24 protein-coding genes are annotated in these 22,121 nt (G+C 46.3%); 7 read left to right on the top strand and 17 right to left on the bottom strand.

Features of this window, described 5'->3' with window-relative positions; genetic code table 11:
• Positions 1-10 precede the first annotated feature (10 nt).
• From rplV to rnr, 9 genes are all read right to left on the bottom strand, one after another.
• Positions 11-343, bottom strand: coding sequence for a 50S ribosomal protein L22 (rplV, locus tag RH45_RS00210; protein ID WP_004745877.1), 333 nt, complete (start codon positions 341-343; stop codon positions 11-13).
• Between the two features lie 10 nt (positions 344-353).
• Positions 354-632, bottom strand: coding sequence for a 30S ribosomal protein S19 (rpsS, locus tag RH45_RS00205; RefSeq protein WP_004745876.1), 279 nt, complete (start codon positions 630-632; stop codon positions 354-356).
• Positions 633-653: 21 nt separating this feature from the next.
• Positions 654-1,478 (bottom strand): 50S ribosomal protein L2, encoded by an 825-nt coding sequence (gene rplB, locus RH45_RS00200; protein ID WP_006963217.1) that lies wholly within the window; start codon positions 1,476-1,478, stop codon positions 654-656.
• Between the two features lie 16 nt (positions 1,479-1,494).
• Positions 1,495-1,797: a 50S ribosomal protein L23 gene (gene rplW / locus RH45_RS00195; protein WP_004398471.1), complete on the bottom strand. Its 303-nt coding sequence runs from the start codon at positions 1,795-1,797 to the stop codon at positions 1,495-1,497.
• Positions 1,794-2,396, bottom strand: coding sequence for a 50S ribosomal protein L4 (rplD, locus tag RH45_RS00190; protein WP_005435074.1), 603 nt, complete (start codon positions 2,394-2,396; stop codon positions 1,794-1,796). Before rplD ends, rplW begins: the two co-directional genes overlap by 4 nt.
• Positions 2,397-2,413: 17 nt before the next feature.
• Positions 2,414-3,043: a 50S ribosomal protein L3 gene (gene rplC / locus RH45_RS00185; RefSeq protein ID WP_008072322.1), complete on the bottom strand. Its 630-nt coding sequence runs from the start codon at positions 3,041-3,043 to the stop codon at positions 2,414-2,416.
• A gap of 14 nt (positions 3,044-3,057) precedes the next feature.
• A complete protein-coding gene (gene rpsJ, locus RH45_RS00180; protein ID WP_004410492.1) occupies positions 3,058-3,369 on the bottom strand; it encodes a 30S ribosomal protein S10 in 312 nt (103 codons plus the stop codon).
• A 465-nt stretch (positions 3,370-3,834) separates the two neighbouring features.
• The gene (gene rlmB / locus RH45_RS00175) at positions 3,835-4,572 is read right to left on the bottom strand and encodes a 23S rRNA (guanosine(2251)-2'-O)-methyltransferase RlmB (RefSeq protein ID WP_008072266.1); all 738 of its coding nucleotides are present in this window, start codon (positions 4,570-4,572) and stop codon (positions 3,835-3,837) included.
• Between the two features lie 22 nt (positions 4,573-4,594).
• Complete coding sequence (gene rnr / locus RH45_RS00170) at positions 4,595-7,060, bottom strand: ribonuclease R (RefSeq protein WP_008072265.1); 2,466 nt, start codon at positions 7,058-7,060, stop codon at positions 4,595-4,597.
• A gap of 254 nt (positions 7,061-7,314) precedes the next feature.
• Here rnr and RH45_RS00165 point away from each other — a divergent pair, with 254 nt between their 5' ends.
• Complete coding sequence (locus RH45_RS00165) at positions 7,315-8,724, top strand: amidohydrolase (protein WP_039958053.1); 1,410 nt, start codon at positions 7,315-7,317, stop codon at positions 8,722-8,724.
• A gap of 95 nt (positions 8,725-8,819) precedes the next feature.
• On the opposite strand, the gene motX is transcribed toward RH45_RS00165, so the two are convergent.
• The 7 genes from motX to kefG all read right to left on the bottom strand — a co-directional run bounded on the left by motX (position 8,820) and on the right by kefG (position 15,492).
• Positions 8,820-9,458, bottom strand: coding sequence for a flagellar protein MotX (motX, locus tag RH45_RS00160; protein WP_008072260.1), 639 nt, complete (start codon positions 9,456-9,458; stop codon positions 8,820-8,822).
• Between the two features lie 250 nt (positions 9,459-9,708).
• Positions 9,709-11,025 carry an adenylosuccinate synthase gene (locus RH45_RS00155; protein WP_008072258.1) on the bottom strand — a complete coding sequence of 439 codons (1,317 nt, stop codon included), beginning with the start codon at positions 11,023-11,025 and terminating at the stop codon, positions 9,709-9,711.
• A gap of 160 nt (positions 11,026-11,185) precedes the next feature.
• On the bottom strand, positions 11,186-12,127 hold the full coding sequence (locus RH45_RS00150) for an isoaspartyl peptidase/L-asparaginase family protein (RefSeq protein ID WP_008072256.1): 942 nt from the start codon (positions 12,125-12,127) through the stop codon (positions 11,186-11,188).
• A gap of 104 nt (positions 12,128-12,231) precedes the next feature.
• The gene (slyD, locus tag RH45_RS00145) at positions 12,232-12,813 is read right to left on the bottom strand and encodes a peptidylprolyl isomerase (RefSeq protein WP_008072255.1); all 582 of its coding nucleotides are present in this window, start codon (positions 12,811-12,813) and stop codon (positions 12,232-12,234) included.
• 93 nt (positions 12,814-12,906) lie between these two features.
• Positions 12,907-13,101: a YheV family putative zinc ribbon protein gene (locus RH45_RS00140; protein ID WP_008072253.1), complete on the bottom strand. Its 195-nt coding sequence runs from the start codon at positions 13,099-13,101 to the stop codon at positions 12,907-12,909.
• Between the two features lie 20 nt (positions 13,102-13,121).
• Entirely contained in the window at positions 13,122-14,918 is a 1,797-nt protein-coding gene (kefB, locus tag RH45_RS00135) for a glutathione-regulated potassium-efflux system protein KefB (protein WP_008072251.1), read from the bottom strand.
• The gene (gene kefG / locus RH45_RS00130) at positions 14,902-15,492 is read right to left on the bottom strand and encodes a glutathione-regulated potassium-efflux system ancillary protein KefG (RefSeq protein ID WP_008072249.1); all 591 of its coding nucleotides are present in this window, start codon (positions 15,490-15,492) and stop codon (positions 14,902-14,904) included. The genes kefB and kefG overlap by 17 nt, the downstream gene beginning before the upstream one ends.
• A gap of 158 nt (positions 15,493-15,650) precedes the next feature.
• Between kefG and RH45_RS00125 the strand changes: the two genes are divergently transcribed.
• The 6 genes from RH45_RS00125 (at position 15,651) to crp (ending at position 21,106) form a co-directional block, all read left to right on the top strand.
• The gene (locus tag RH45_RS00125; protein WP_008072246.1) at positions 15,651-17,570 is read left to right on the top strand and encodes an ABC transporter ATP-binding protein; all 1,920 of its coding nucleotides are present in this window, start codon (positions 15,651-15,653) and stop codon (positions 17,568-17,570) included.
• Positions 17,570-18,049, top strand: a complete 480-nt coding sequence (locus RH45_RS00120) for a TIGR02444 family protein (protein WP_008072244.1) — start codon at positions 17,570-17,572, stop codon at positions 18,047-18,049. Before RH45_RS00125 ends, RH45_RS00120 begins: the two co-directional genes overlap by 1 nt.
• Positions 18,050-18,058: 9 nt before the next feature.
• Positions 18,059-19,036: a hydrolase gene (locus RH45_RS00115; protein ID WP_008072242.1), complete on the top strand. Its 978-nt coding sequence runs from the start codon at positions 18,059-18,061 to the stop codon at positions 19,034-19,036.
• A 31-nt stretch (positions 19,037-19,067) separates the two neighbouring features.
• A complete protein-coding gene (locus RH45_RS00110) occupies positions 19,068-19,280 on the top strand; it encodes a YheU family protein (RefSeq protein WP_008072234.1) in 213 nt (70 codons plus the stop codon).
• A gap of 82 nt (positions 19,281-19,362) precedes the next feature.
• Complete coding sequence (locus tag RH45_RS00105; protein WP_008072231.1) at positions 19,363-20,232, top strand: phosphoribulokinase; 870 nt, start codon at positions 19,363-19,365, stop codon at positions 20,230-20,232.
• A gap of 241 nt (positions 20,233-20,473) precedes the next feature.
• Positions 20,474-21,106, top strand: a complete 633-nt coding sequence (gene crp / locus RH45_RS00100) for a cAMP-activated global transcriptional regulator CRP (RefSeq protein ID WP_008072229.1) — start codon at positions 20,474-20,476, stop codon at positions 21,104-21,106.
• Positions 21,107-21,175: 69 nt separating this feature from the next.
• On the opposite strand, the gene RH45_RS00095 is transcribed toward crp, so the two are convergent.
• Positions 21,176-21,967: a DUF1338 domain-containing protein gene (locus RH45_RS00095; protein WP_008072227.1), complete on the bottom strand. Its 792-nt coding sequence runs from the start codon at positions 21,965-21,967 to the stop codon at positions 21,176-21,178.
• Between the last annotated feature and the right edge of the window lie 154 nt (positions 21,968-22,121).

Raw genomic sequence — 22,121 nt, 5'->3', positions numbered from 1 at the left:
TCCTAGTCTCTTAGCGATCTGCTACAACAACAGTGATGTGGCTTGAACGCTTCAAGATACGATCCGCACGACCTTTAGCACGAGGCATAATACGCTTCATGATCGGGCCTTCATCTACGAAGATTTTTGCGACATTTAGATCGTCAATATCTGCGCCTTCATTGTGCTCCGCGTTAGCGATAGCTGACTCAAGAACCTTCTTGATTAGGTCAGCAGCTTTTTTGTTGCTGAACGTTAGAATTTCTAGAGCTTGGTCTACAGATTTACCACGAATTTGATCCGCAACTAAGCGAGCTTTCTGAGGCGAAATGCGAGCAAAGTTATGTTTAGCTAGTGCTTCCATCATCTACTCCTTAACGCTTCTTCGCTTTCTTATCCACGACGTGGCCGCGGTAAGTACGAGTTGGTGCAAATTCACCCAGTTTGTGACCGATCATTTCTTCGGTTACGAAAACTGGTACGTGCTGACGACCATTATGGACAGCGATGGTCAAACCGATCATCGTAGGGATGATCATTGAACGACGGGACCAAGTCTTAATAGGCTTTTTGTCTCCGCTTTCCACCGCTTTCTCTACCTTCTTCAGCAAGTGTAGGTCAATAAATGGACCTTTCTTGAGAGAACGTGGCATGGCGATTCCTCTTTATATAGATTACTTGTTACGACGACGTACGATGTACTTGTCAGTGCGTTTGTTCTTACGAGTCTTGAAGCCTTTAGTTGGCTGACCCCATGGTGAAACTGGGTGACGACCACCAGAAGTACGGCCTTCACCACCACCGTGTGGGTGGTCTACTGGGTTCATTACTACACCACGTACGGTTGGACGTACGCCGCGCCAGCGTGAAGCACCAGCTTTACCAAGTTCACGTAGCATGTGCTCAGAGTTACCAACTTCACCGATTGTTGCACGGCCTTCAGAAAGTACTTTGCGCATTTCGCCAGAACGTAGACGGATAGTTACGTATGCACCGTCGCGAGCAACGATTTGAGCATAAGCACCAGCCGAACGAGCTAGCTGACCACCTTTACCAGGCTTAAGTTCAACGTTGTGTACAGTTGAACCTACTGGGATGTTACGCATTGGTAGAGCGTTACCAGCTTTGATTGGTGCATCAGCACCAGACTGGATAGCATCACCAGCTTGAACACCTTTAGGTGCTAGGATGTAACGACGCTCACCGTCTGCGTACAGAACTAGAGCGATGTTAGCGCTACGGTTTGGATCGTATTCTAGACGCTCAACTTTCGCTGGGATACCGTCTTTAGTACGTTTAAAGTCAATTACACGGTAGTGGTGCTTGTGACCACCGCCGATGTGACGTACTGTGATACGACCGTTGTTGTTACGACCACCGTTCTTAGAGTTTTTCTCTAGAAGAGGTGCGTATGGCTTGCCCTTGTGTAGGTCAGCGTTAACAACTTTTACAACGTGACGACGACCAGGGGAAGTCGGCTTACATTTAACAATAGCCATTGTTCAACTACTCCTGTTATTCCGCGCCGCCAACGAAGTCAAGATCTTGACCTTCTTTCAAAGTAACGTACGCTTTCTTAACGTCGCTGCGGCGACCTTGGCGTAGACCTTGACGTTTGGTCTTACCCTTAGTGATAAGAGTATTTACAGACTTAACTTCAACTTCAAATAGCTTTTCTACAGCTGCTTTGATCTCTTTCTTAGTTGCATCTTTAGCTACTTTGAAAACGATAGTGTTCGCTTTCTCAGCTGCCATAGTTGCTTTTTCAGAGATGTGCGGTGCACGTAGAACTTTTAGGATACGCTCTTCAGTGATCATGCTAGCATCTCCTCAACTTGCTTAACTGCTTCAGCAGTCATTACAACTTTGTCGAACGCGATTAGAGAAACTGGGTCGATACCAGCAACGTCACGAGCGTCAACTTTGTATAGGTTACGAGCAGCTAGGAAAAGATTTTCATCTACTTCGCTAGTCACGATAAGCGCATCTGTTAGCTCAAGCTCTTTAAGCTTAGCTACAAGCTCTTTAGTTTTTGGTGCTTCTACAGAGAAGTTATCAACAACGATTAGACGCTCTTGACGAACTAGCTCAGAAAGAATGCTCTTCATAGCACCACGGTACATTTTCTTGTTTACTTTTTGGCTGTGATCTTGTGGTTTCGCAGCAAAAGTAACACCACCTGTACGCCAGATTGGGCTACGGATTGTACCAGCACGCGCACGGCCAGTACCTTTTTGACGCCATGGCTTAGCGCCACCGCCAGAAACTTCTGAACGTGTTTTTTGAGCACGTGTACCTTGACGAGCACCTGCTGCAAACGCAACAACTACTTGGTGTACAAGAGCTTCGTTAAACTCACGTCCGAAAGTAGTTTCGGAAACAGTTAGTGCATCAGCACCTTTAACCATTAGTTCCATTACTTACTCCTGAGACGTTATGCTTTAACAGCTGGTTTAACGATCACGTTGCCACCTGTTGAGCCTGGTACTGCACCTTTGATAAGAAGCAGATTGCGCTCAGCGTCAACACGTACGATCTCTAGGTTTTGAGTCGTTACACGCTCAGCACCCATGTGACCTGCCATTTTCTTGCCTTTAAATACGCGACCTGGAGTCTGACATTGACCGATAGAACCAGGAGCACGGTGAGACAATGAGTTACCGTGAGTCATATCTTGAGTACGGAAGTTCCAACGCTTAACAGCGCCTTGGAAACCTTTACCCTTAGATGTACCAGTAACGTCTACTTTCTTTGTGTCGTTGAATAGTTCAACTGTTAGCTCAGCGCCAACTGCAAACTCTTCATCGTTTTCCAAACGGAATTCCCAAAGACCACGACCAGCTTCAACACCTGCTTTCGCGAAGTGACCTGCTTCTGGCTTAGATACGCGGTTAGCTTTCTTAGCACCAGTAGTAACCTGGATTGCTGCGTAGCCGTCAGTCTCAAGAGTTTTAACTTGAGAAACACGGTTAGCTTCAACCTCAACAACAGTTACTGGGATAGAAACGCCTTCTTCAGTAAATACGCGGGTCATACCCACTTTACGACCGATTAGACCAATCATTCTTCTAATCTCCCTTAACCTAGGCTAATTTGAACGTCAACGCCCGCAGCAAGGTCTAGACGCATTAGAGCATCAACAGTTTTGTCTGTTGGCTCAACGATGTCGATTAGACGCTTGTGAGTACGGATTTCGTACTGGTCACGTGCTTTTTTGTTAACGTGTGGAGAGATAAGAACTGTGAAACGCTCTTTACGAGTAGGTAGTGGGATTGGACCACGAACCTGTGCGCCAGTGCGCTTAGCTGTTTCAACGATTTCCGCTGTAGAAGCGTCGATTAGTTTGTAATCGAATGCTTTTAGGCGGATACGGATACGTTGGTTCTGCATGAGACAGAGCTCCAATATTAAAAATTACACAAACAATATCGCCACTCAAACTCGCAAAGGCGAGAGAATGCCGATTGATTTATGTGAAACCGTAGCATCCAAGATTAGGACGCATTGTCAGTTAATTTTCGATTAACTATCCCTATATGCCAGAGTCACCTCTGGGGATAGTTTTTCCGAAGAAAAGATAGCTAATTGTATTAACCGCGAACATAAGCTGAGTCTACATTACCTCGTAAATCCGAAGATTTACTCGCTCCTCATTGCTCATTGGTTCACAACTGGCTTAACCAGTGCGACGCATTATACAGATCACAGTTTTATGTGCAAGGGCTGTTTGAAAATTAAACGGGGAAAGATACGAGTCGGGATGCGAGAATAAAATTATTCACTTAAATTAAGTGGTGGCTATCAGTCATCCGTACGCCAGCGCTCCTGCTGAACAGGAGCACTACGTATGGTTGTTTACCCTAAGCGTTGGCGTACAGCCTCAAACAGACAAACGCCCGATGCTACAGACACGTTTAGGCTAGAGACGCTCCCTGCCATTGGGATCTTAATTAGGTCATCACACGTCTCACGAGTTAGGCGACGCATGCCGTCACCCTCCGCGCCCATAACGATAGCCAATGACCCCGTTAATTTGGCTTGATAAATATCGTGGGTAGCTTCACCTGCTGTGCCAACGAACCATACTCCTTGCTCCTGCAAAGCACGCATAGTTCGTGCTAGATTTGTCACACGCACCAAAGGTACAGCCTCTGCAGCGCCACAGGCTACTTTACTGACTGTCGCGGTTATATTCGCTGACTTATCTTTAGGGACAATTACCGCGGCGACACCAGCAGCATCGGCGTTACGGAGACAAGCACCTAGGTTATGTGGGTCAGTGACGCCATCAAGCACCAACAATAGTGGGGATTCGTGCTTAGCAAGAATGTCATCTAAGTCATTCTCGTTTAGCTGTTTAGCTGGCTTAACTCGAGCCATGATGCCTTGATGATTAGCTCCACGAGCTTTGTCATCAAGGGTCTTACGTGTCATTTGCTGAATAGACACACCGCATACTTGCAGTTCGTTTAAGATTGGCATCAGTCGGTCATCTTGACGACCTTTCAATACAAATGCTTCAATAAAACGCTCAGGTTCACGCTCTAATACAGCTTTAACAGCGTGAATACCATAGATAAATTCGTTACTCATTTAAAAACCTATTAATTCGCTTTTACTGCGCAGCTTTTTTAGTACGCTTAGTCTTCTTCGGCTTGGCACCCGGCTTCTTCTTACGTGCCTTCGTTACTTTAGGCTTCTTCGGCGTTCCGCCGTCTTGAGCTTTTTCAGGGCGCTTCGTTGGCTCAACCTCTGGGCTTGCCGTGCGACTAGGCTTGCCACCTTTTGTCGCAGCACGCTTTTTCTCCTTGGCTTTGCGTTTCGCTTCAGCCACGCGCTTCTTCGCCGTTTTTCCTTTGCCGCGTAGCTTACGGCTTGTTTCGACCAATTCAAAGTCAATTTGTCGATCATCAAGGTTTACCGAAAGAACTTTAACTTTTACCGCATCACCCAATCGGTAGATTGCGCCAAAGCTTTCTCCTATCAGTCTCTGACCAATCGGATCAAACTGGTAGTAATCATTGTCTAATGCTGAAATATGAACTAAGCCGTCAATATGCAAATCACTGAGACGTACAAAGAAACCGAAGCCCGTTACGTTTGCGATTACCCCTTCAAGCTCTTCGCCTACGTGGTCTTGCATGTATTCACACTTAAGCCAATCCGACACTTCACGCGTCGCATCATCAGCTCGGCGTTCTGTCATTGAGCATTGCTCACCATAGAAGTCCATATCATCAAACGAATAGTGATAGCCACCTGTTGGCGTCCAACGATCTTTAAGCGTACCGTTCTCTTTGGCAATCAGATATTTTATCGCACGATGCAATAATAAATCGGGATAACGTCGAATTGGCGAAGTGAAGTGCGCATAGCGTTTCAATGCCAAACCAAAGTGACCACAGTTGTCGGCGTTGTATACCGCTTGCTTCATTGAGCGCAGCAGCATAGTTTGAATGAGTTCTTTGTCTTGACGCTCTGCGATTTGTTTCACCAGATCAGCATAGTCTGTAGGTGATGGCTCCAATCCGCCGTTTAAATGTAGGCCAAGCTCTCCGAGAAAATCGCGGAAGCCTTGTAGACGAAGTTCACCTGGAGATTCGTGAATTCGATATAGTGCCGGCTCTTTAGCCTTCTCAACCAAAGAGGCAGACGCGATGTTGGCAAGAATCATACATTCTTCAATGATCTTATGGGCATCATTTCGAATCACAGGCTCGATGCTGTCGATCTTGCGTTCTGCATTAAAGATGAATTTGGTTTCCACCGTCTCAAACTCTATTGCGCCACGATTATCACGGGCATGCTTGAGCACTTTGTACATCTTGTGCAATTCTTCTAGGTGCGGAACCAGTTTGTGGTAACGCATTCTCAACTCTTCATCCCCTTCCAGGATGTCATGCACTTTGTTGTAAGTTAAACGAGCATGAGAGTTCATCACCGCTTCGTAGTGCTTATAGCCAGACAGCTTACCCGTCTCTGAGATGGTCATCTCACACACCATACACAAGCGGTCGACCTGAGGGTTTAACGAACATAAACCATTAGACAGTACTTCCGGCAACATAGGCACGACTTGTGATGGGAAATAGACAGAGTTACCTCGATTGATCGCCTCTTTATCAAGCGCTGAATCGGTACGTACATAGTAGCTCACATCAGCAATCGCGACCCACAAGCGCCAACCACCGCTTTTCTTCTTCTCACAGAAAACGGCATCATCGAAATCACGCGCATCTTCACCATCAATCGTCACGAGTGGTAAATCACGCAGATCAACCCGACCTTGCTTCGCTTCTTCAGGGACTTCTTCACCTAAACCAGCGATTTGTTTATCGACAGCCTCTGGCCATTCATGTGGGATTTGATGAGTACGGATGGCAATCTGAGTCTCCATACCCGGTGCCATGTTTTCACCAAGCACTTCGACCACTTTACCCATCATGCCGCGAGAGCGGGAACCACGATCAGTAATCTCAATCACGACGACATTGCCCATTCGAGCACTGCCACGTAATTCATTTGGAATCAGTATGTCTTGGCTGATTCTCGAATCATCAGGAACCACATAAGAGTAGCCATACTCCATAAAGAAGCGGCCAACGATTTGAGTTTGACGCTCTTCAAGCACACGAACAAGACGTCCTTCCTTACGCCCTCGCTTAGAATTATCCGTGGGTTGCACTAGAACGTAATCACCGTGGATGATGTTTTTCATTTGATGGTGTGGCAACACAATATCATTGTCTTTACCAACGCTGCCTTCCGGACGTACCCAGCCGTGACCGTCTTTGTGACCGATCACGTAACCTTTTACCATTTCGAGTTTCTCAGGCAACGCATAACATTGTCGACGCGTGAACACTAACTGGCCATCACGTTCCATCGCACGAAGACGACGACGCAACCCCTCATAGTGCTCTTCTCCTTTAAGCTGTAGCGCTTCAAAGAGATCATTACGGTTCATTGGCACACCGGCTTGCTCTAAAAACTCAAGAATAAACTCGCGACTTGGAATCGGGTTTTCATAGTTTTCAGATTCACGATCGGCAAATGGGTCATTATGAATGTTGTCTGACATAGGCACGCCTAATTAACAAAGGAAGGGAATTAAAACTAGTATATCTGACTACCGAGTTAAGCTACAGGTAAGTCGCTTTAATTTCGCAGTTTTTCCACGCCTTTTTCATAACTTACCTCGACTCTTCACAACTCATCACATCGTACGATAAAGATCACACTTCGTTGCAACTGACCGGGCAAACGATTGCACTTAGTAAATAAGGGGGTATGATTCAGGAAAATTTTACTGTTCCTTTTACTGCAGGTATTGCTATGAGCATCAAACGAACTTTAGTGGCTTCGGCCATTGCTAGCCTGAGCCTATTTTCACTTCCTAGTCTTGCGGTCGAAAAAGCCGACTTAATGATCACTGACGCCATGGTGTTAACCATGAACCAAGATAAAACTGTTTACGAGAAAGGTACAGTGGTGATTAAGGGCAACCAAATTATCGCCGTTGGCGATGAATCACTTGAGGGACAATACCAAGCCCAAAAGGTGATGGATGTTGACGGTGACATCGTGATGCCAGGCCTTATCAATACGCACACACACGTTTCAATGACAGTGTTCCGCTCTTTGGCAGATGATGTACCCGATAGACTGCACCGATATATTTTCCCACTGGAAGCTAAACTGGTGTCGCGCGATATGGTACGCATTGGCGCTAATCTCGGTAATGTTGAAATGGTTAAGGGCGGGGTAACAACTTACGCTGACATGTATTATTTCGAGGATGAAGTCGCTAAAACGGTCGACAAAATCGGTATGCGTGCGGTTCTTGGCGAAACCGTGATTAAATTCCCTGTCGCAGATGCAGCAAATGCAGAAGAAGGCATCCAGTACGCACTCAAGTTTATTGAAGAGTACAAAGATCACCCACGCATCACCCCAGCGTTTGCACCACACGCACCGTATACCAATACGACGGAAGTTCTGCAGAAGATCGCAAAACTGTCACTAGAAAAAGATGTCCCGGTCATGATTCACTTAGCAGAATCTCATCGCGAGGAAGAAAAAATTGCCCAGCGTGCAAACGGCATGTCGCCCGTTGAATATATGCACAGCATTGGCGCATTGAACCAAAACCTTGTGGGAGCACACATGATTCTGGTTGATGATAAGGATATTCAACTAGTCAAAGAGTCAGGTATGGGTGTAGCACACAACATGAGTGCCAACATTAAATCAGCCAAAGGCGTATCCCCTGCCCTTAAGATGTATGATGAAGATGTGCGTATCGGCTTAGGAACTGATGGTCCAATGTCAGGTAACACGCTCAGTACCATTGATGAATTCAACCAAGTCGCCAAGGTACACAAGTTAGTCAATCAAGATCGAGCCGCAATGCCACCGATTAAAGTAATCGATATGGCAACCATGGGCGCTGCTAAAGCATTGCGCATGGACGATAAGATTGGTTCCCTTGAAGTCGGCAAGCTAGCCGATATCATCGTCATAGATACCAAGGCGCCAAATATGGTGCCCGTTTACAACCCATACTCGGCTTTGGTGTACTCAGCCAATTCTGCCAATGTTCGTCATTCCATTGTAGACGGAAAACTGCTGATGCAAGATCGCAACATGCTTACTGTTGATGAAGATTCGATCCGCAAAGAAGCGCTCGAGTTTACTAACGTCGTTCGAAAAAGCGTTATCGAGTCTGGAGAAGTGGTTCAATAGGTAGGAAAAACGAACATGCCCAGCACATTGCTGGGCATGTTTATGGAATCCGTTCGCGGGTCAGTCTGAGTGCAGTAAGACTGACTCTTTTCGGATTACCAGAAAGTATCACGCTTTTTGGCTCGCACAATAATGTTTTCCGGCATTCGCCTTTCTAAACCTTGGCGCAATATCGAAATGCGCTTGTGAGTTCTTTGATCAGCGGTAACCGAATTGTATAGCCAGCGATAAGCGTCTTCATAATCTAAAGGGCTGCCATAATCTCTAAGCAGCAGTTCAGCAAGATGAATACGCGCATTTAAGTTGCCCATTGCGGCCGCTTCTCTTAAATAAGGAATCGCTCGTTCTTTATCTTGTTGAACTAAGGTGCCACGAGAATAGTAACGCCCTAACTGCTCCAACGCTGCTGGTAAACCTTGGTGCGCTGCATTTTCCATATAGTAGAGACCTAGCTCCACATCTTGGTCAACACACACTCCCCAGGCCAACATATCACCGTACAAAAACTCATAAGCAGGTAGGCTAATTCGAGTTGCACGAGCGACAATATCTTCGACCAATTGGCAGTTGTCCGCTTTAACACGCTCTAAATGTTGATTGTTGTTTATCAGTTTAATCAGTTCTGCTTCGGTATAAATAGGTACCGGCTCCCCAATATCAGACAGATCATTTGCCTGAACTGCAGAGGCACTCAAAGCCAACACCATCGAAGCCGCTAATTTTCTTAGCTTCATATTCTGCACTCTTTACTTCGATCATTGGCGCAGCGCATCGACTTATCAGTAAGACGATGACGACACACCCTTTTTGCCGCATAGGCGGCAAGCTTGATAGTTATATCGGCAACAGGTGCTAACTCTTTAATCAAAATTGCCGCTATCAGGCAAATTGTTGCCATTCACTAGCAATAGATCAAGCAGAATTTGGTCATAAAAAAACCAGCGCCTAAGCACTGGTTTTTAATTCACCGAGAACAATCAACAATTAAGATTCGAATGGGTGAACCTTGATGATTGTTTCGTTACGGTCTGGGCCTGTAGAGATGATGTCCACTGGAACGCCAGTTAGCTCTTCAATACGCTTGATGTAATCTAGAGCAGCTTGTGGAAGCGCATCGATAGAAGTTGCACCAAAAGTTGTTTCAGACCAGCCAGGCATAGTTTCGTAGATTGGCGTCGCTTCTTCGAAGGCCTCAGCAGCCATTGGCGACACTTCTAGGATAGAGCCATCTTTCATCTTGTAACCTGTACAGATTTTTAGCTCTTCTAGGCCATCCAAAACGTCTAGCTTAGTTAGACAGAAGCCAGAGATCGAGTTGATTTGTACCGCACGACGCATAGCGACAGCATCGAACCAACCAGTACGACGTAGACGCCCCGTTGTTGCACCAAACTCGTGGCCAACATCACCAAGGTGTTTACCTACAGGGTCTTGCTTATCTTGACCATCATACAGCTCTGTTGGGAAAGGACCTGAACCTACGCGAGTACAGTACGCCTTAGTGATACCAAGGATGTAACCGATGTGGCGAGGACCAAAACCAGAACCAGCAGCAACACCACCAGCAGTCGTGTTAGAAGATGTAACGTAAGGGTATGTACCGTGGTCGATATCAAGAAGTGTACCTTGAGCGCCTTCGAACATGATCTTGTCGCCACGCTTGCGCGCTGCGTCTAGTTCGTCAGTTACGTCGATAACCATTGAAGTTAATAGTTCTGCGTAACCCATGCACTGCTCTAGGACTTCTTCGTAGCTTACTGTTTCAGCTTTGTAGAAGTGCTCAAGCTGGAAGTTGTGGAATTCCATAACTTCTTTTAGCTTTTCAGCGAAAACTTCTTTATCGAAAAGATCGCCAACGCGTAGACCGCGACGAGCAACTTTATCTTCGTAAGCAGGACCGATACCACGACCCGTTGTACCAATTGCTTTTTTACCACGAGCGATTTCACGCGCTTGGTCAATTGCAATGTGGTAAGGAAGAATTAGAGGACAAGCTTCAGAAACGAAAAGACGCTCACGTACCGGGATACCGCGCGCTTCTAGAGGCTTCATTTCTTTGATTAGAGCTTCAGGTGATAGTACAACACCATTACCGATAACACATTTGATATTATCGCGAAGGATACCTGATGGAATTAAGTGAAGAACGGTTTTTTCACCGTCAATTACTAATGTGTGGCCTGCATTGTGACCGCCTTGGTAACGAACCACATATTTTGCATCTTCAGTTAAAAGGTCAACAATTTTACCTTTACCTTCGTCACCCCATTGGGTGCCTAGAACGACTACGTTATTTCCCATCTTTCCAGTTCTGATTGCTAGTTAAAAATGGATTCTAGCACTGAATCACATTTCTTGCAGTCATTTTTTAATCATGCAAGTGTAATTACGCTGAAACTCATTTCGGGTTAATACAAGGCCAAATTATATCAGCCACTTATGTGTTTTTACTGCCAATTATCTATTCATCAGCATAGATGCTAACGGTTAATTTGCCATCTACATCAATCACCGCACGATACATACCTGAGCTATTCATCGCGAAGTGGTGTCGGCCATGGGCATCAATTGCAATCAAACCACCTTCCCCACCCATATGTTTTAATTCACCTTGAATAACCGCATCACTCGCTGTACTCACCTCTTCTTTCAAGTAACGCATTCGCGCGGCAACATCACCTGCCACCGTCTTACGAATAAAGTATTCGCCCATCCCTGTTGTTGATACAGCGACGTTACCATTTTCAGCATAAGTTCCTGCTCCAATAATGGAAGAATCACCAACACGACCATATTTTTTGTTGGTCACACCACCAGTACTGGTCGCTGCGGCCAAGTTACCGTGCTGGTCCAACGCGACGGCGCCAACAGTTCCATACTTTTTATCATCTGGGTATTTCGACTCAGACAAGGCGAATAGCCCTTTTTCTTTCATCGATAACAACTGTTCGTAGCGACGCTCGGTAAAGAAGTAATCTTGCTCGGTGAATTGATGCCCGTTCACAAAGGCAAACTCCTCCGCCCCTTCACCAATCAACAATACATGCTCGCTATGCTTCATCACATCTCGGGCTAACTCAATTGGGTTTTTAATGTGACGCACTCCGGCAACGGCCCCTGCATCCAAGGCCCTACCGTGCATAATCGATGCGTCCATCTCTACCATCTCTTTATTGGTCAGTACCGAACCTTTACCGGCATTAAAGTTTGGTGAGTCTTCCAAGACTTTTACCGCCGCGACAACCGCATCAAGCGCATCGCCACTGTCCTTAAGTATTTTGTGCCCTGCTCTCACTGACGCTTCCAAATCGGCCAAGATGGCACGCTTTAACTCTTCACTCATTTGTGAGCGCAGTATGGTGCCCGCACCACCATGAATTGCGATTGAAAAAGGTTGTGTCACAAACTGTCCCTCTTTATTAGCCACGAACTCTCAACTCGTAATAACAAAAAAGGCGTTTCCCGTACAGCAGGAAACGCCTTTCGATTCGACTCATCAACTAGTGATTAGTGAGAACCGCAGCTACCGCCACCGCAGCAGCCGTCTTTCTTTTCTTCGCCGTGGTCATGGCCTTCGCCACCACAACAACCGCCTTCGTGATCGTGGTCATGACCACAGCCGCCCGCTTGGTGAACGTGGCCGTGTTCAATCTCTTCTGCTGTTGCTTCACGAAGAGCGACAACTTCAACATCAAATGTCAGCGTTTGACCTGCTAGCATGTGGTTACCATCAACAACCACTTCATCACCGTCTACTTCTGTCACTTCAACCGGGATTGGGCCTTGGTCTGTATCCGCTAGAAAACGCATACCAACTACAATTTCATCAACACCTTGGAATACGTCAGCAGGAACACGTTGAACTAACGCATCGTTGTGCTCACCGTATGCTTCTTCTGGAGAAACTGTCACAGAGAACTTAGCGCCCGCTTCCTTACCTTCTAAAGCAGTTTCTAGACCTGTGATTAGGTTGTTATTGCCGTGTAGGTAATCTAGTGGTGCTTCTGTTGTTGATTGGTCAACAACCGCGCCGTCTTCTAGTTTTACTTGGTAAGCAAGACTTACAACTACGTTCTTTTCAATTTTCATATTGACTCCAAGGAGAATAAAAGAACCACAGCAATGGCTGTGGTCTACAAACTTTCTACCCGGTTATTATGGGGATGATTTATAGAAACTCAATCAATCTGGCTTAAAAATGCCAATCATTTCTTGGCCAGCATGTTCACTGGTGTCTACAGATTGGGGCTTGCGTTGATCTTGATGACCACACTCGACACACTCCACCAGTTCTATGTTGTTTTCTATCCACCAGCGTAATGTGTCTTGTTGAGCGCATTTAGGGCAATTGGCTCCAGCGATAAATCTTTTTTTCATGTTACAACTCTAGTATTGGATTAATCCCAGAAGTTCTTCGCTTGTTGATCGCTTTCCATTTCACGACCAAAAATCTCTTCCAGTTCTTTTCGGGCTTCTTTGGCTCTTAAGGCCAATTGTTTGTCATCTTGGTGCTGAGGCAGCAACTCTTTGAGCATAGCGTTATCCAGTTTGCGGAAATGTGCTTCAGCTCGCTTGGCTTGATACGGATGCATCCCAAGGTCGATCAACGTTTGGCGTCCAAGGTCGAGGGCACCTAAAAAGGTTTCTCGAGAATAGCTATCCACACCGTGACTCAGCAGTTGATAGGCTTCAACTCGACTCCGCGCACGCGCTAGCAGCTTCAAGTTCGGGAAATTCGTTTGGCACATCTCAACGATCTTCATTACCTCATCCGGAGAATCGGTACAAATCACCATGGCCTCAGCCTTATCAGCCCCCGCAGCACGCAACAAATCAAGTTGAGTAGCATCGCCATAATAAACCTTATAGCCATATTTACGCAGCAGTTGAATTTGGCTGGCGTCACTTTCAAGAACAGTGACTTTAATTTTGTTGGCGTACATCAATCGACCAATGATTTGGCCAAATCGACCAAAACCCGCAATAATGACTCGCGGCTGTTTGTTGATGACATCACTGGCTAAGGTTGCTTCGGTTTCCGCATTTAACCCTCGGGCATACCATCTGTTTTGAGCCATCAAAAGCAGTGGCGTGGTCACCATAGATAAACTGACGACAACCAGCAAAAACGCAGTTTGATCTTGGTTGAGAAGCCCTTCTGCGCTGGCCGCCGTGAAAATAACAAATGCGAACTCGCCGCCTTGGCTCAAAATCGCTGCCATTTTACTGCGCGATTTAGCTCGGCTACCGGACAAACGAGCCAAGAAATATAAGATCGCGCCTTTCACCACAACCAAACTACACACTGCCATCAAAACGGCAAATGGCTCGAGAGCGAGCAAGCCTAAGTTAACCGCCATACCTACTGCGATAAAGAATAAGCCCAGCAGTAAGCCTTTAAACGGTTCAATGGCAATTTCTAATTCGTGGCGATATTCACTCTCAGCTAATAGCACCCCTGCTAAGAAGGTTCCCAGTGCCATCGACAAACCAAGCTGTTTCATCAACAAAGCGATACCGATGACCAGCAGTAAGGCTGCCACAGTGAACAGCTCACGTACACCGCTGATCACCACATAACGGAAAAGCGGCCTCAATAAGAAATGGCCACCAAACAATAGTCCACCCACACCGGCCAGCATCCACAAGGCATCTAACCAGTTACCTGCGGTATTCCCTGCCAGCAAAGGCAAAATCGCCAGCATCGGAATCACGGCAATATCTTGAAAGAGCAACACCGCAAAGCCTGATTGCCCCGCCTCTTTACCTGCAAGCCCTTGCTCCTCAATCACTTTGAGAGCAATAGCAGTCGAAGACAGGGCCAGCCCCATACCAATAACCAGACTGGTTTGCCATTGTGTGCCGGCTAAAAAAGCGACACTCGCAATAACGCAAGTCGTGATGACCACCTGTGCGCCTCCTAAGCCCAGAATAGGCCCCTTCATCTGTAAAAGCTTCTTGGGGTTAAGCTCCAGACCAATCAAAAACAGCAGCAGTACGACACCAAACTCGGCAAAATGGAGAATAGCTTCAACATCACTAATCAGCCCAAGTCCCCATGGACCAATCGCTACCCCCGCCAACAAGTATCCCAGCACAGAGCCAAGACCGAGTCGCTGCGCAAGCGGCACAGCAACCACCGCAGCGGTGAGGAAAATTACGCTACTTTGGAGAAAATCACTTTCCAATGCCATGCTCACCTCCTAACTCCTGCGGGTAGGCATACAAGGGATCATTCAACCACTGGCGATAGCTTTCAGCGTGCTGATAGCGCTCCATCTCTGAGACATTTCTTGCCCAATAAAGTACCAAGGGCTCAATCCAATGCATTTGACACAGGGCTGCCGTGAGTTCAAAAGGTTGTAGGATCTCTGATAAAGGATAGCGGTTGTAGCCACCTTTACTAAACGCATCTTCTTTACCGCCGGTGGTAATCACGCTCCGCCAGAACTTACCTTTGAGTGCTTCTCCTTTGCCAAAAGCAAATCCTTTTCCTAAAACCCGATCCAGCCACTCTTTCAGCAAAGCTGGACAGGAATACATATAGAGGGGGTGATGAAAGACAATCACATCATGCTCAATCAAGCGTTGATGTTCTGCTTTTACATCAATGAAGAAATCGGGATAGTGGGCGTACAAGTCATGCACAGTCACGTGCTCAAGAGATTCAATCTTCTTAAGCATCATTTGGTTAGCCACAGAGGTTTGTGACTCAGGGTGGGCATATAGCACCAAGATTTTCGGCTTCTCAGACTCTTTACTCAGCATTCCTTGGACAGCAATCCTTTTAATTTTAGCCAATTACATCTGTTTTTATAGGTTATCAGTTTGTTATACGTGGTTAGAGAAGAGAACGCAATAATCGACTTTTAATCTTAATCCCCCTACTATTCGACGCAGTACGAGCAAAGACAAAGCAAACGAATATGATTACCTTCTCTGGCATCCAACTGCTACGTGGTGGCAAACCACTTCTCGAGCAAGCTTCCGCAACCATTCACCCTGGCGATAAAGTCGGCTTGGTGGGCAAAAACGGCTGTGGTAAATCCACCCTTTTCGCCCTAATCAAAGATGAACTGTCTATTGATGCAGGAAACTTCAGTAAGCCTGCCCACTGGGAGTTAGCATGGGTAGCACAAGAAACTCCGGCACTTGAGCGTAGCGCTTTAGAATACGTCATTGATGGTGATCGAGAGTATCGCAAGCTTGAAGCGGATCTTGCTCATGCAGAGCAGCAAGACAACGGCACTTTAGTGGCCGATATCCACGGTCAGATAGAAACCATTGGTGGGTACAGTATTCGTGCCCGTGCCGCCGAGCTACTCGATGGCCTGGGTTTTAGCCAAGATCAAATGAGCTGGAACTTAACGCAGTTTTCCGGTGGTTGGCGCATGCGCCTTAACTTAGCGCAAGCGCTGTTGTGCCGCTCTGACCTGCTTTTGCTCGATGAACCGACTAACCACTTAGATTTGGATGCCGTAATGTGGCTAGAGCGCTGGCTGCAAAACTACCCGGGTACCCTAGTTTTGATCTCGCACGACCGAGACTTTCTAGACCCGATTGTTGGCCGCATCATCCATGTCGAAAACCAAGTGTTAAACGAATACACGGGCAACTACTCCTCATTTGAAGAGCAACGAGCACAAAAACTGATCCTTCAGCAAGCTCAGTTTGAAAAGCAGCAAAAGCAAATGTCGCATATGCAAAGTTATATCGACCGCTTCCGTTACAAAGCCTCCAAAGCACGCCAAGCGCAAAGCCGGATCAAAGCGCTAGAACGTATGGAGAAAGTACTGCCTGCTCAATTGGATAATCCGTTCAGCTTCCAATTCCGCGACCCTGACGCTCTACCCAATCCCATCATCATGATGGATGAAGTTTCAGCGGGGTACGGTGACAACCTTATCTTAGAGAAAATTCGTCTCAATTTAGTCCCAGGCAGCCGAATTGGCTTGCTCGGACGTAACGGAGCAGGTAAATCCACACTGATCAAGCTATTGTCAGGTGAGTTATCGGCAAAAGGCGGCGAGCTTAATTACTCTCAAGGTGTAAAGATCGGCTACTTTGCTCAGCACCAGCTAGAAACACTGCATCCAGAAGAAACACCGCTGCAGCACATGATGCAAATCGCACCAGATAAAAATGAACTAGAGCTGCGCAATTATTTAGGCAGTTTTGGTTTTCAAGGGGATAAAGCGCTGGAGAAAGTCGCCCCGTTTTCAGGCGGTGAAAAAGCACGCTTAGTCTTGGCATTAATTGTTTGGCAAAAACCAAACTTGCTGCTTCTCGATGAGCCAACCAACCACCTTGATTTAGATATGCGTCAAGCGTTGACCATGGCGCTTCAGACATTTGAAGGTGCGATGGTCATCGTCTCGCACGACCGATACTTACTTCGTGCGACAACAGACGACTTATATCTTGTTCACGACCGCCAAGTTGCCCCATTTAATGGCGACCTTAATGACTACTACAAGTGGCTGACTGAACAACAGAAAGTAGAGCGCCGTGAAGCCCAAGCTCAGCAACCAGAAAAGAATTCCACCCACAGTGCTGCGGCAAAGAAAGAGCAAAAACGTCGCGAAGCTGAGTTCCGTAAACTGACGGCTCCAATTCGCAAAAACCTGACAAAACTCGAAGACAAAATGGATAAGTTGGGTCAAGCAATCGCGGAAGCAGAAACGCAATTATCAGATAACTCACTTTATGATGCCGAAAATAAAGCTAAACTTAATCAAGTACTCGCGATTCAGGCCAACAGTAAAGCAGAGCTAGAAGATGTCGAAATGGAATGGATGGCTCTGCAAGAAGAGCTAGAACAAATGGAGCAGGAGTTCAGTAGCTAATGAGTTCAAAGCGCGCATCAATCTCACTGACACTAGAACGCTTATGGCAATTTAGCCTTCAGTATTACAGTGTGCGTGAAGTAAAAGAAGCGTGCTTGAACTTACAGAATCAGTTCAAAGGCAACGTCAATCTACTGCTATTGCTCAAATGGCTAGATGAGCAGCAAGTGTGCTTTCTTGAGCAAGATTGGCATCGCGTTGAAGAATGCCTTGGTCGTTCTGAAGCGCTCTTACTGAGCTACCGAGAGCTAAGACGTAAACTGAAACCGCAGGTGTCTGATACCTTGTATCGAGAGTCATTGCAGTTTGAGCTTCAACTAGAAAAGCAGCAGCAATCCGATTTAGTCGATTGCATCAACAGTGTGGAGCTATACATCAACCACGCAGAGCCATTGACGCTCAGATATTGCCGCCAACTCGGTGGTGAGCACCTTTATTCAGCGTTTGCTGAGCCCATTGATAACATCGCTAACTTATAGAGGCTCACCATGACTCAGTTTGTCGCAGCCAAGGGCTTAGCTAATCCCCACTTACAAACTTTAGCGCCACGCTTTATTCGCAAGAAAGCACTATTCGAACCGATCTGGCAGACGTTAGATACGCCAGACGGTGACTTTCTCGATGTCGCATGGGGAGAAGACAGCCAAAGTGAACAAGCGAAACAAAAACCGATCTTTGTGCTATTTCATGGTCTGGAGGGATGTTTTTACAGCCCATACGCCAACGGATTAATGGCAGCCTTCCAAAAACAAGGCTGGTTGTCGGTGATGATGCATTTTCGCGGTTGCAGTGGAAAGCCAAATAAACTCGCCCGAGCCTATCACTCAGGGGAAGTTGAAGACGCGCGCTTTTTCTTAGAATACTTAGATCAACTCTTTCCAAATCAAACTAAAGTTGCGGTCGGGATTTCGCTCGGAGGCAACATGCTGGCCAATTACTTAGCCAAGTACAACCAGTCTCCTTTAGTGGATGCTGCAACCATTGTCTCTGCACCTCTCGATCTCTCTGCTTGTTCAGAACGTATTGAACAAGGTTTCTCTAAGCTGTACAAAAACTACCTACTGTCTTCACTCAAGAAGAGCGCACTGCAAAAGCATCACTTACTGAAAGGAGAATTGGGCTTATCCTATCAGTGCATCAAACGCGTAACACGGCTGTATGAGTTCGATGACTTGATCACCGCCCCTCTTCACGGTTTCAAAGATGCGGAAGATTACTATCATCGCTGCTCTGGCATTCACCGATTGAAAGACATTACTGTCCCAACCCAAATCATTCATGCCAAAGACGACCCGTTTATGACAGACGACGTCATACCTAAATACGTCCTACCCGACAACATAGACTATCGCTTGTTTGATCAAGGTGGCCACGTTGGCTTTGTTACCGGTAGCGCGCTCAAACCGAGGTTTTGGCTCGAAGAGGCACTGCCCGCCTACTATGAAAGTCTCGCTGATCCGGCATAATAGAGCATCAACATAAAATCTAGAGGTATTTATGATTGTTCCTTGGCAGCAAATCGCTCCTGAGACGCTCGATAATTTGATCCGTGAGTTTGTCCTTCGAGAAGGAACTGATTACGGTGCGGTAGAAATATCATTGCAAAGCAAAGTTGACCAGATCCGACGTCAGTTAGAGTCTGGCGACGCTGTGGTTGTTTTCTCCGAATTGCACGAAACGGTCGACATCCAGCTCAAAAATAAGTTTTAGAGAACTGCATACAGTGATGTGCCACTAAAGCATGCTATAGTGGTCATCGATTACAGGAACGTACTCTCAGACAAGGTTTGTCATGTCAGCAAAACACCCTATTATTGCCGTAACTGGTTCTTCTGGAGCCGGCACAACCACGACTTCCGAAGCTTTTCGCAAGATGTTCAATATGATGAACGTAAAACCCGCGTGGGTTGAAGGCGATAGCTTCCACCGTTTCACTCGCCCTGAAATGGACGTCGAGATCCGTAAAGCTCGCGAGCAAGGGCGTCATATCAGTTATTTTGGCCCTCAAGCCAACGACTTCTCGACGCTCGCTGAGTTTTTCCGTGAATATGGAAATCAAGGAACCGGTCAAGTTCGTCGCTACTTACACACGTTTGACGAAGCGGTACCCTACAATCAAATGCCCGGTACGTTTACCCCTTGGCAAGACTTACCTGAAAACTCCGATGTGCTGTTTTACGAGGGGTTGCACGGAGGTGTGGTCGATGGTGATGTGAATGTGGCTCAACACGTCGACTTTCTGATTGGCATGGTGCCTATTGTTAACCTCGAATGGATTCAAAAATTTGTCCGTGACACACGCGATCGCGGCCACTCACGTGAAGCGGTAATGGACTCAATCGTTCGTTCGATGGATGATTATCTCAATTACATTACGCCGCAGTTTTCGCGCACCCACATCAACTTTCAACGCGTACCAACTGTCGACACCTCCAACCCACTTAACGCCAAAGGCATCCCTAGCTTGGACGAGAGCTTTGTTGTGATTCGCCTACGTGGAATAAAAAATGTCGATTTTCCTTATCTATTGGCTATGATTGATGGTTCATTTATGTCGCGTCATAACACGCTGGTTGTGCCGGGTGGCAAAATGAGTTTTGCGATGGAATTGATCGTTCGTCCTATCCTGCAACAGTTAATCGAAACAGGAAAAATTGGCTAGTCCTCACGGCTAGAGCACGATTACTTTTCATACCGTGATCATGTGCACAGTTTTGCGTAGTAAAACCCAAGTCGGACCCGATTAAAATCAAGAAATCGTTTTCGAAAAAGGATACTATTTGTAACCGAAACACAAGTTGGCTTGCAGCATTTGTAAAGTGCTCTTATCCTAGTAGGCCTAATTTAGGCTTAGCTAAAACATGGAAAGCGGCAAGCGTACCCTGCAGAGGAAGTGAGATATTATGGTTCTAGGTAAACCTCAAACCGACCCAACATTAGAGTGGTTCCTTTCACATTGTCATATTCATAAGTACCCTTCAAAAAGCACGCTAATTCACGCGGGCGAGAAAGCTGAAACGTTGTACTACATCGTTAAAGGTTCAGTTGCGGTTCTTATCAAAGACGAAGAAGGTAAGGAAATGATCCTTTCTTACCTAAACCAAGGTGACTTTATCGGTGAACTTGGTCTATTCGAAGAAGACCAAGAGCGTACCGCATGGGTTCGTGCTAAATCTCCTTGTGAAGTAGCAGAGATTTCGTTTAAGAAATTCCGTCAGCTAATTCAAGTAAACCCAGATATCCTTATGCGCCTATCAGCGCAAATGGCAAGTCGTCTACAAGTGACTAGCCAAAAAGTGGGTGACCTTGCATTCCTAGATGTAACTAGCCGTATTGCACAAACGCTACTAAACCTAGCGAAGCAACCAGATGCGATGACTCACCCAGACGGCATGCAGATTAAGATCACTCGTCAAGAAATCGGCCAAATCGTTGGTTGTTCTCGTGAAACAGTTGGTCGTATCCTGAAGATGCTTGAAGAGCAGAACCTCATTTCTGCACACGGTAAAACTATCGTGGTCTACGGCACTCGTTAATTTCAATTAACAAATCAGAATTTAAAAAGCCACCTAACAGGTGGCTTTCTTTTTAACTGACGAAAACGGCTAGCCGTTGGTGCTTTCAAAAATTTTATCCGCTGAGGCTGCAACAAACCCCGGGTACAATTCACCATCAGCCATAGGATAACGCTTGGCAAACTCGTAGAAGCCTCCAGGAATAACCTGAGTGCCATCAGTAAAATCGACCGAAACTTTATCTGCCATAGTGGATGACTGCTCGAGTAACACCTCTGGAGAACCTTTCACCTCACCACCAAACTCATTGATGGTAAAGCCTGCTTGACGTAAATGGTCGTTCACGCCCTTCACTTCTTCAAATGCATTCAATTGGTTAACACTCACCGTAAAGTGATTTGCTCCATAGCCATGCGCCGCAAGCCAAGATGCATACTCGCTTTCTTGTGCAAGCGTCTGAAAATCAGCAAAGCTCAACTCCCACAAGCGGCCACCGTACAAGAACTCGTGACCTTTTAGCTTATTGGTGTCCAATTGCTCGACAAGCTTAGCAACAATAGCTTGCAACTGCTCAGAACACTCTTCAACTTTAAGCTCACTAATAAACACTTTAGGTTGCTTAGGATCTGGATGTTCAAAATGCTTAGCGACCAATTTCTTGCTTTCAAACACATAGTCACCACGCGGCTCATAGCCAACATCTAAGAAGGGTTGAGCAAGCGTCGCAATGCCTAATGGCTCAACATTGAAAGTGCGCAATGCGATATGGTCATTGATCAGTGCTACCTCTTCTTGCAGCAACTGGTGTACTTGTTCAGCAGAGGGACATAAGCGTTGAATATAGTCATTCCATAACTGTTGGAATAAAACATCTGGCGTCATAACGCCTCCTTGTTTGGGGGTTGTTTACGTTATCGAGTTTATTGGATGTTATAAAAGAGGCTACCTAACCAACGATGTCCAGAAAGTGTGATTAGATAGCCTTCAGCCTGTGACGAAAATGCCTCTCGACTCAGAGAGGCGAAAAGGGAAATCT

The sequence above is a fragment of the Vibrio sinaloensis DSM 21326 genome (assembly GCF_000189275.1).
Taxonomy (GTDB): Bacteria; Pseudomonadota; Gammaproteobacteria; order Enterobacterales; family Vibrionaceae; genus Vibrio; species Vibrio sinaloensis.
The sequence above is the reverse complement of the archived record's forward strand: the minus strand, read 5'-3'. Positions and strand labels throughout refer to the sequence as shown.

Coding starts and splice junctions, on each gene's coding strand:
- rplV (WP_004745877.1), bottom strand. CDS start 343: ATGGAAGCACTAGCTAAACATAACTTTGCTCGCATTTCGCCTCAGAAA.
- rpsS (WP_004745876.1), bottom strand. CDS start 632: ATGCCACGTTCTCTCAAGAAAGGTCCATTTATTGACCTACACTTGCTG.
- rplB (WP_006963217.1), bottom strand. CDS start 1,478: ATGGCTATTGTTAAATGTAAGCCGACTTCCCCTGGTCGTCGTCACGTT.
- rplW (WP_004398471.1), bottom strand. CDS start 1,797: ATGATCACTGAAGAGCGTATCCTAAAAGTTCTACGTGCACCGCACATC.
- rplD (WP_005435074.1), bottom strand. CDS start 2,396: ATGGAACTAATGGTTAAAGGTGCTGATGCACTAACTGTTTCCGAAACT.
- rplC (WP_008072322.1), bottom strand. CDS start 3,043: ATGATTGGTCTAATCGGTCGTAAAGTGGGTATGACCCGCGTATTTACT.
- rpsJ (WP_004410492.1), bottom strand. CDS start 3,369: ATGCAGAACCAACGTATCCGTATCCGCCTAAAAGCATTCGATTACAAA.
- rlmB (WP_008072266.1), bottom strand. CDS start 4,572: ATGAGTAACGAATTTATCTATGGTATTCACGCTGTTAAAGCTGTATTA.
- rnr (WP_008072265.1), bottom strand. CDS start 7,060: ATGTCAGACAACATTCATAATGACCCATTTGCCGATCGTGAATCTGAA.
- RH45_RS00165 (WP_039958053.1), top strand. CDS start 7,315: ATGAGCATCAAACGAACTTTAGTGGCTTCGGCCATTGCTAGCCTGAGC.
- motX (WP_008072260.1), bottom strand. CDS start 9,458: ATGAAGCTAAGAAAATTAGCGGCTTCGATGGTGTTGGCTTTGAGTGCC.
- RH45_RS00155 (WP_008072258.1), bottom strand. CDS start 11,025: ATGGGAAATAACGTAGTCGTTCTAGGCACCCAATGGGGTGACGAAGGT.
- slyD (WP_008072255.1), bottom strand. CDS start 12,813: ATGAAAATTGAAAAGAACGTAGTTGTAAGTCTTGCTTACCAAGTAAAA.
- RH45_RS00140 (WP_008072253.1), bottom strand. CDS start 13,101: ATGAAAAAAAGATTTATCGCTGGAGCCAATTGCCCTAAATGCGCTCAA.
- kefB (WP_008072251.1), bottom strand. CDS start 14,918: ATGGCATTGGAAAGTGATTTTCTCCAAAGTAGCGTAATTTTCCTCACC.
- kefG (WP_008072249.1), bottom strand. CDS start 15,492: ATGCTGAGTAAAGAGTCTGAGAAGCCGAAAATCTTGGTGCTATATGCC.
- RH45_RS00125 (WP_008072246.1), top strand. CDS start 15,651: ATGATTACCTTCTCTGGCATCCAACTGCTACGTGGTGGCAAACCACTT.
- RH45_RS00120 (WP_008072244.1), top strand. CDS start 17,570: ATGAGTTCAAAGCGCGCATCAATCTCACTGACACTAGAACGCTTATGG.
- RH45_RS00115 (WP_008072242.1), top strand. CDS start 18,059: ATGACTCAGTTTGTCGCAGCCAAGGGCTTAGCTAATCCCCACTTACAA.
- RH45_RS00110 (WP_008072234.1), top strand. CDS start 19,068: ATGATTGTTCCTTGGCAGCAAATCGCTCCTGAGACGCTCGATAATTTG.
- RH45_RS00105 (WP_008072231.1), top strand. CDS start 19,363: ATGTCAGCAAAACACCCTATTATTGCCGTAACTGGTTCTTCTGGAGCC.
- crp (WP_008072229.1), top strand. CDS start 20,474: ATGGTTCTAGGTAAACCTCAAACCGACCCAACATTAGAGTGGTTCCTT.
- RH45_RS00095 (WP_008072227.1), bottom strand. CDS start 21,967: ATGACGCCAGATGTTTTATTCCAACAGTTATGGAATGACTATATTCAA.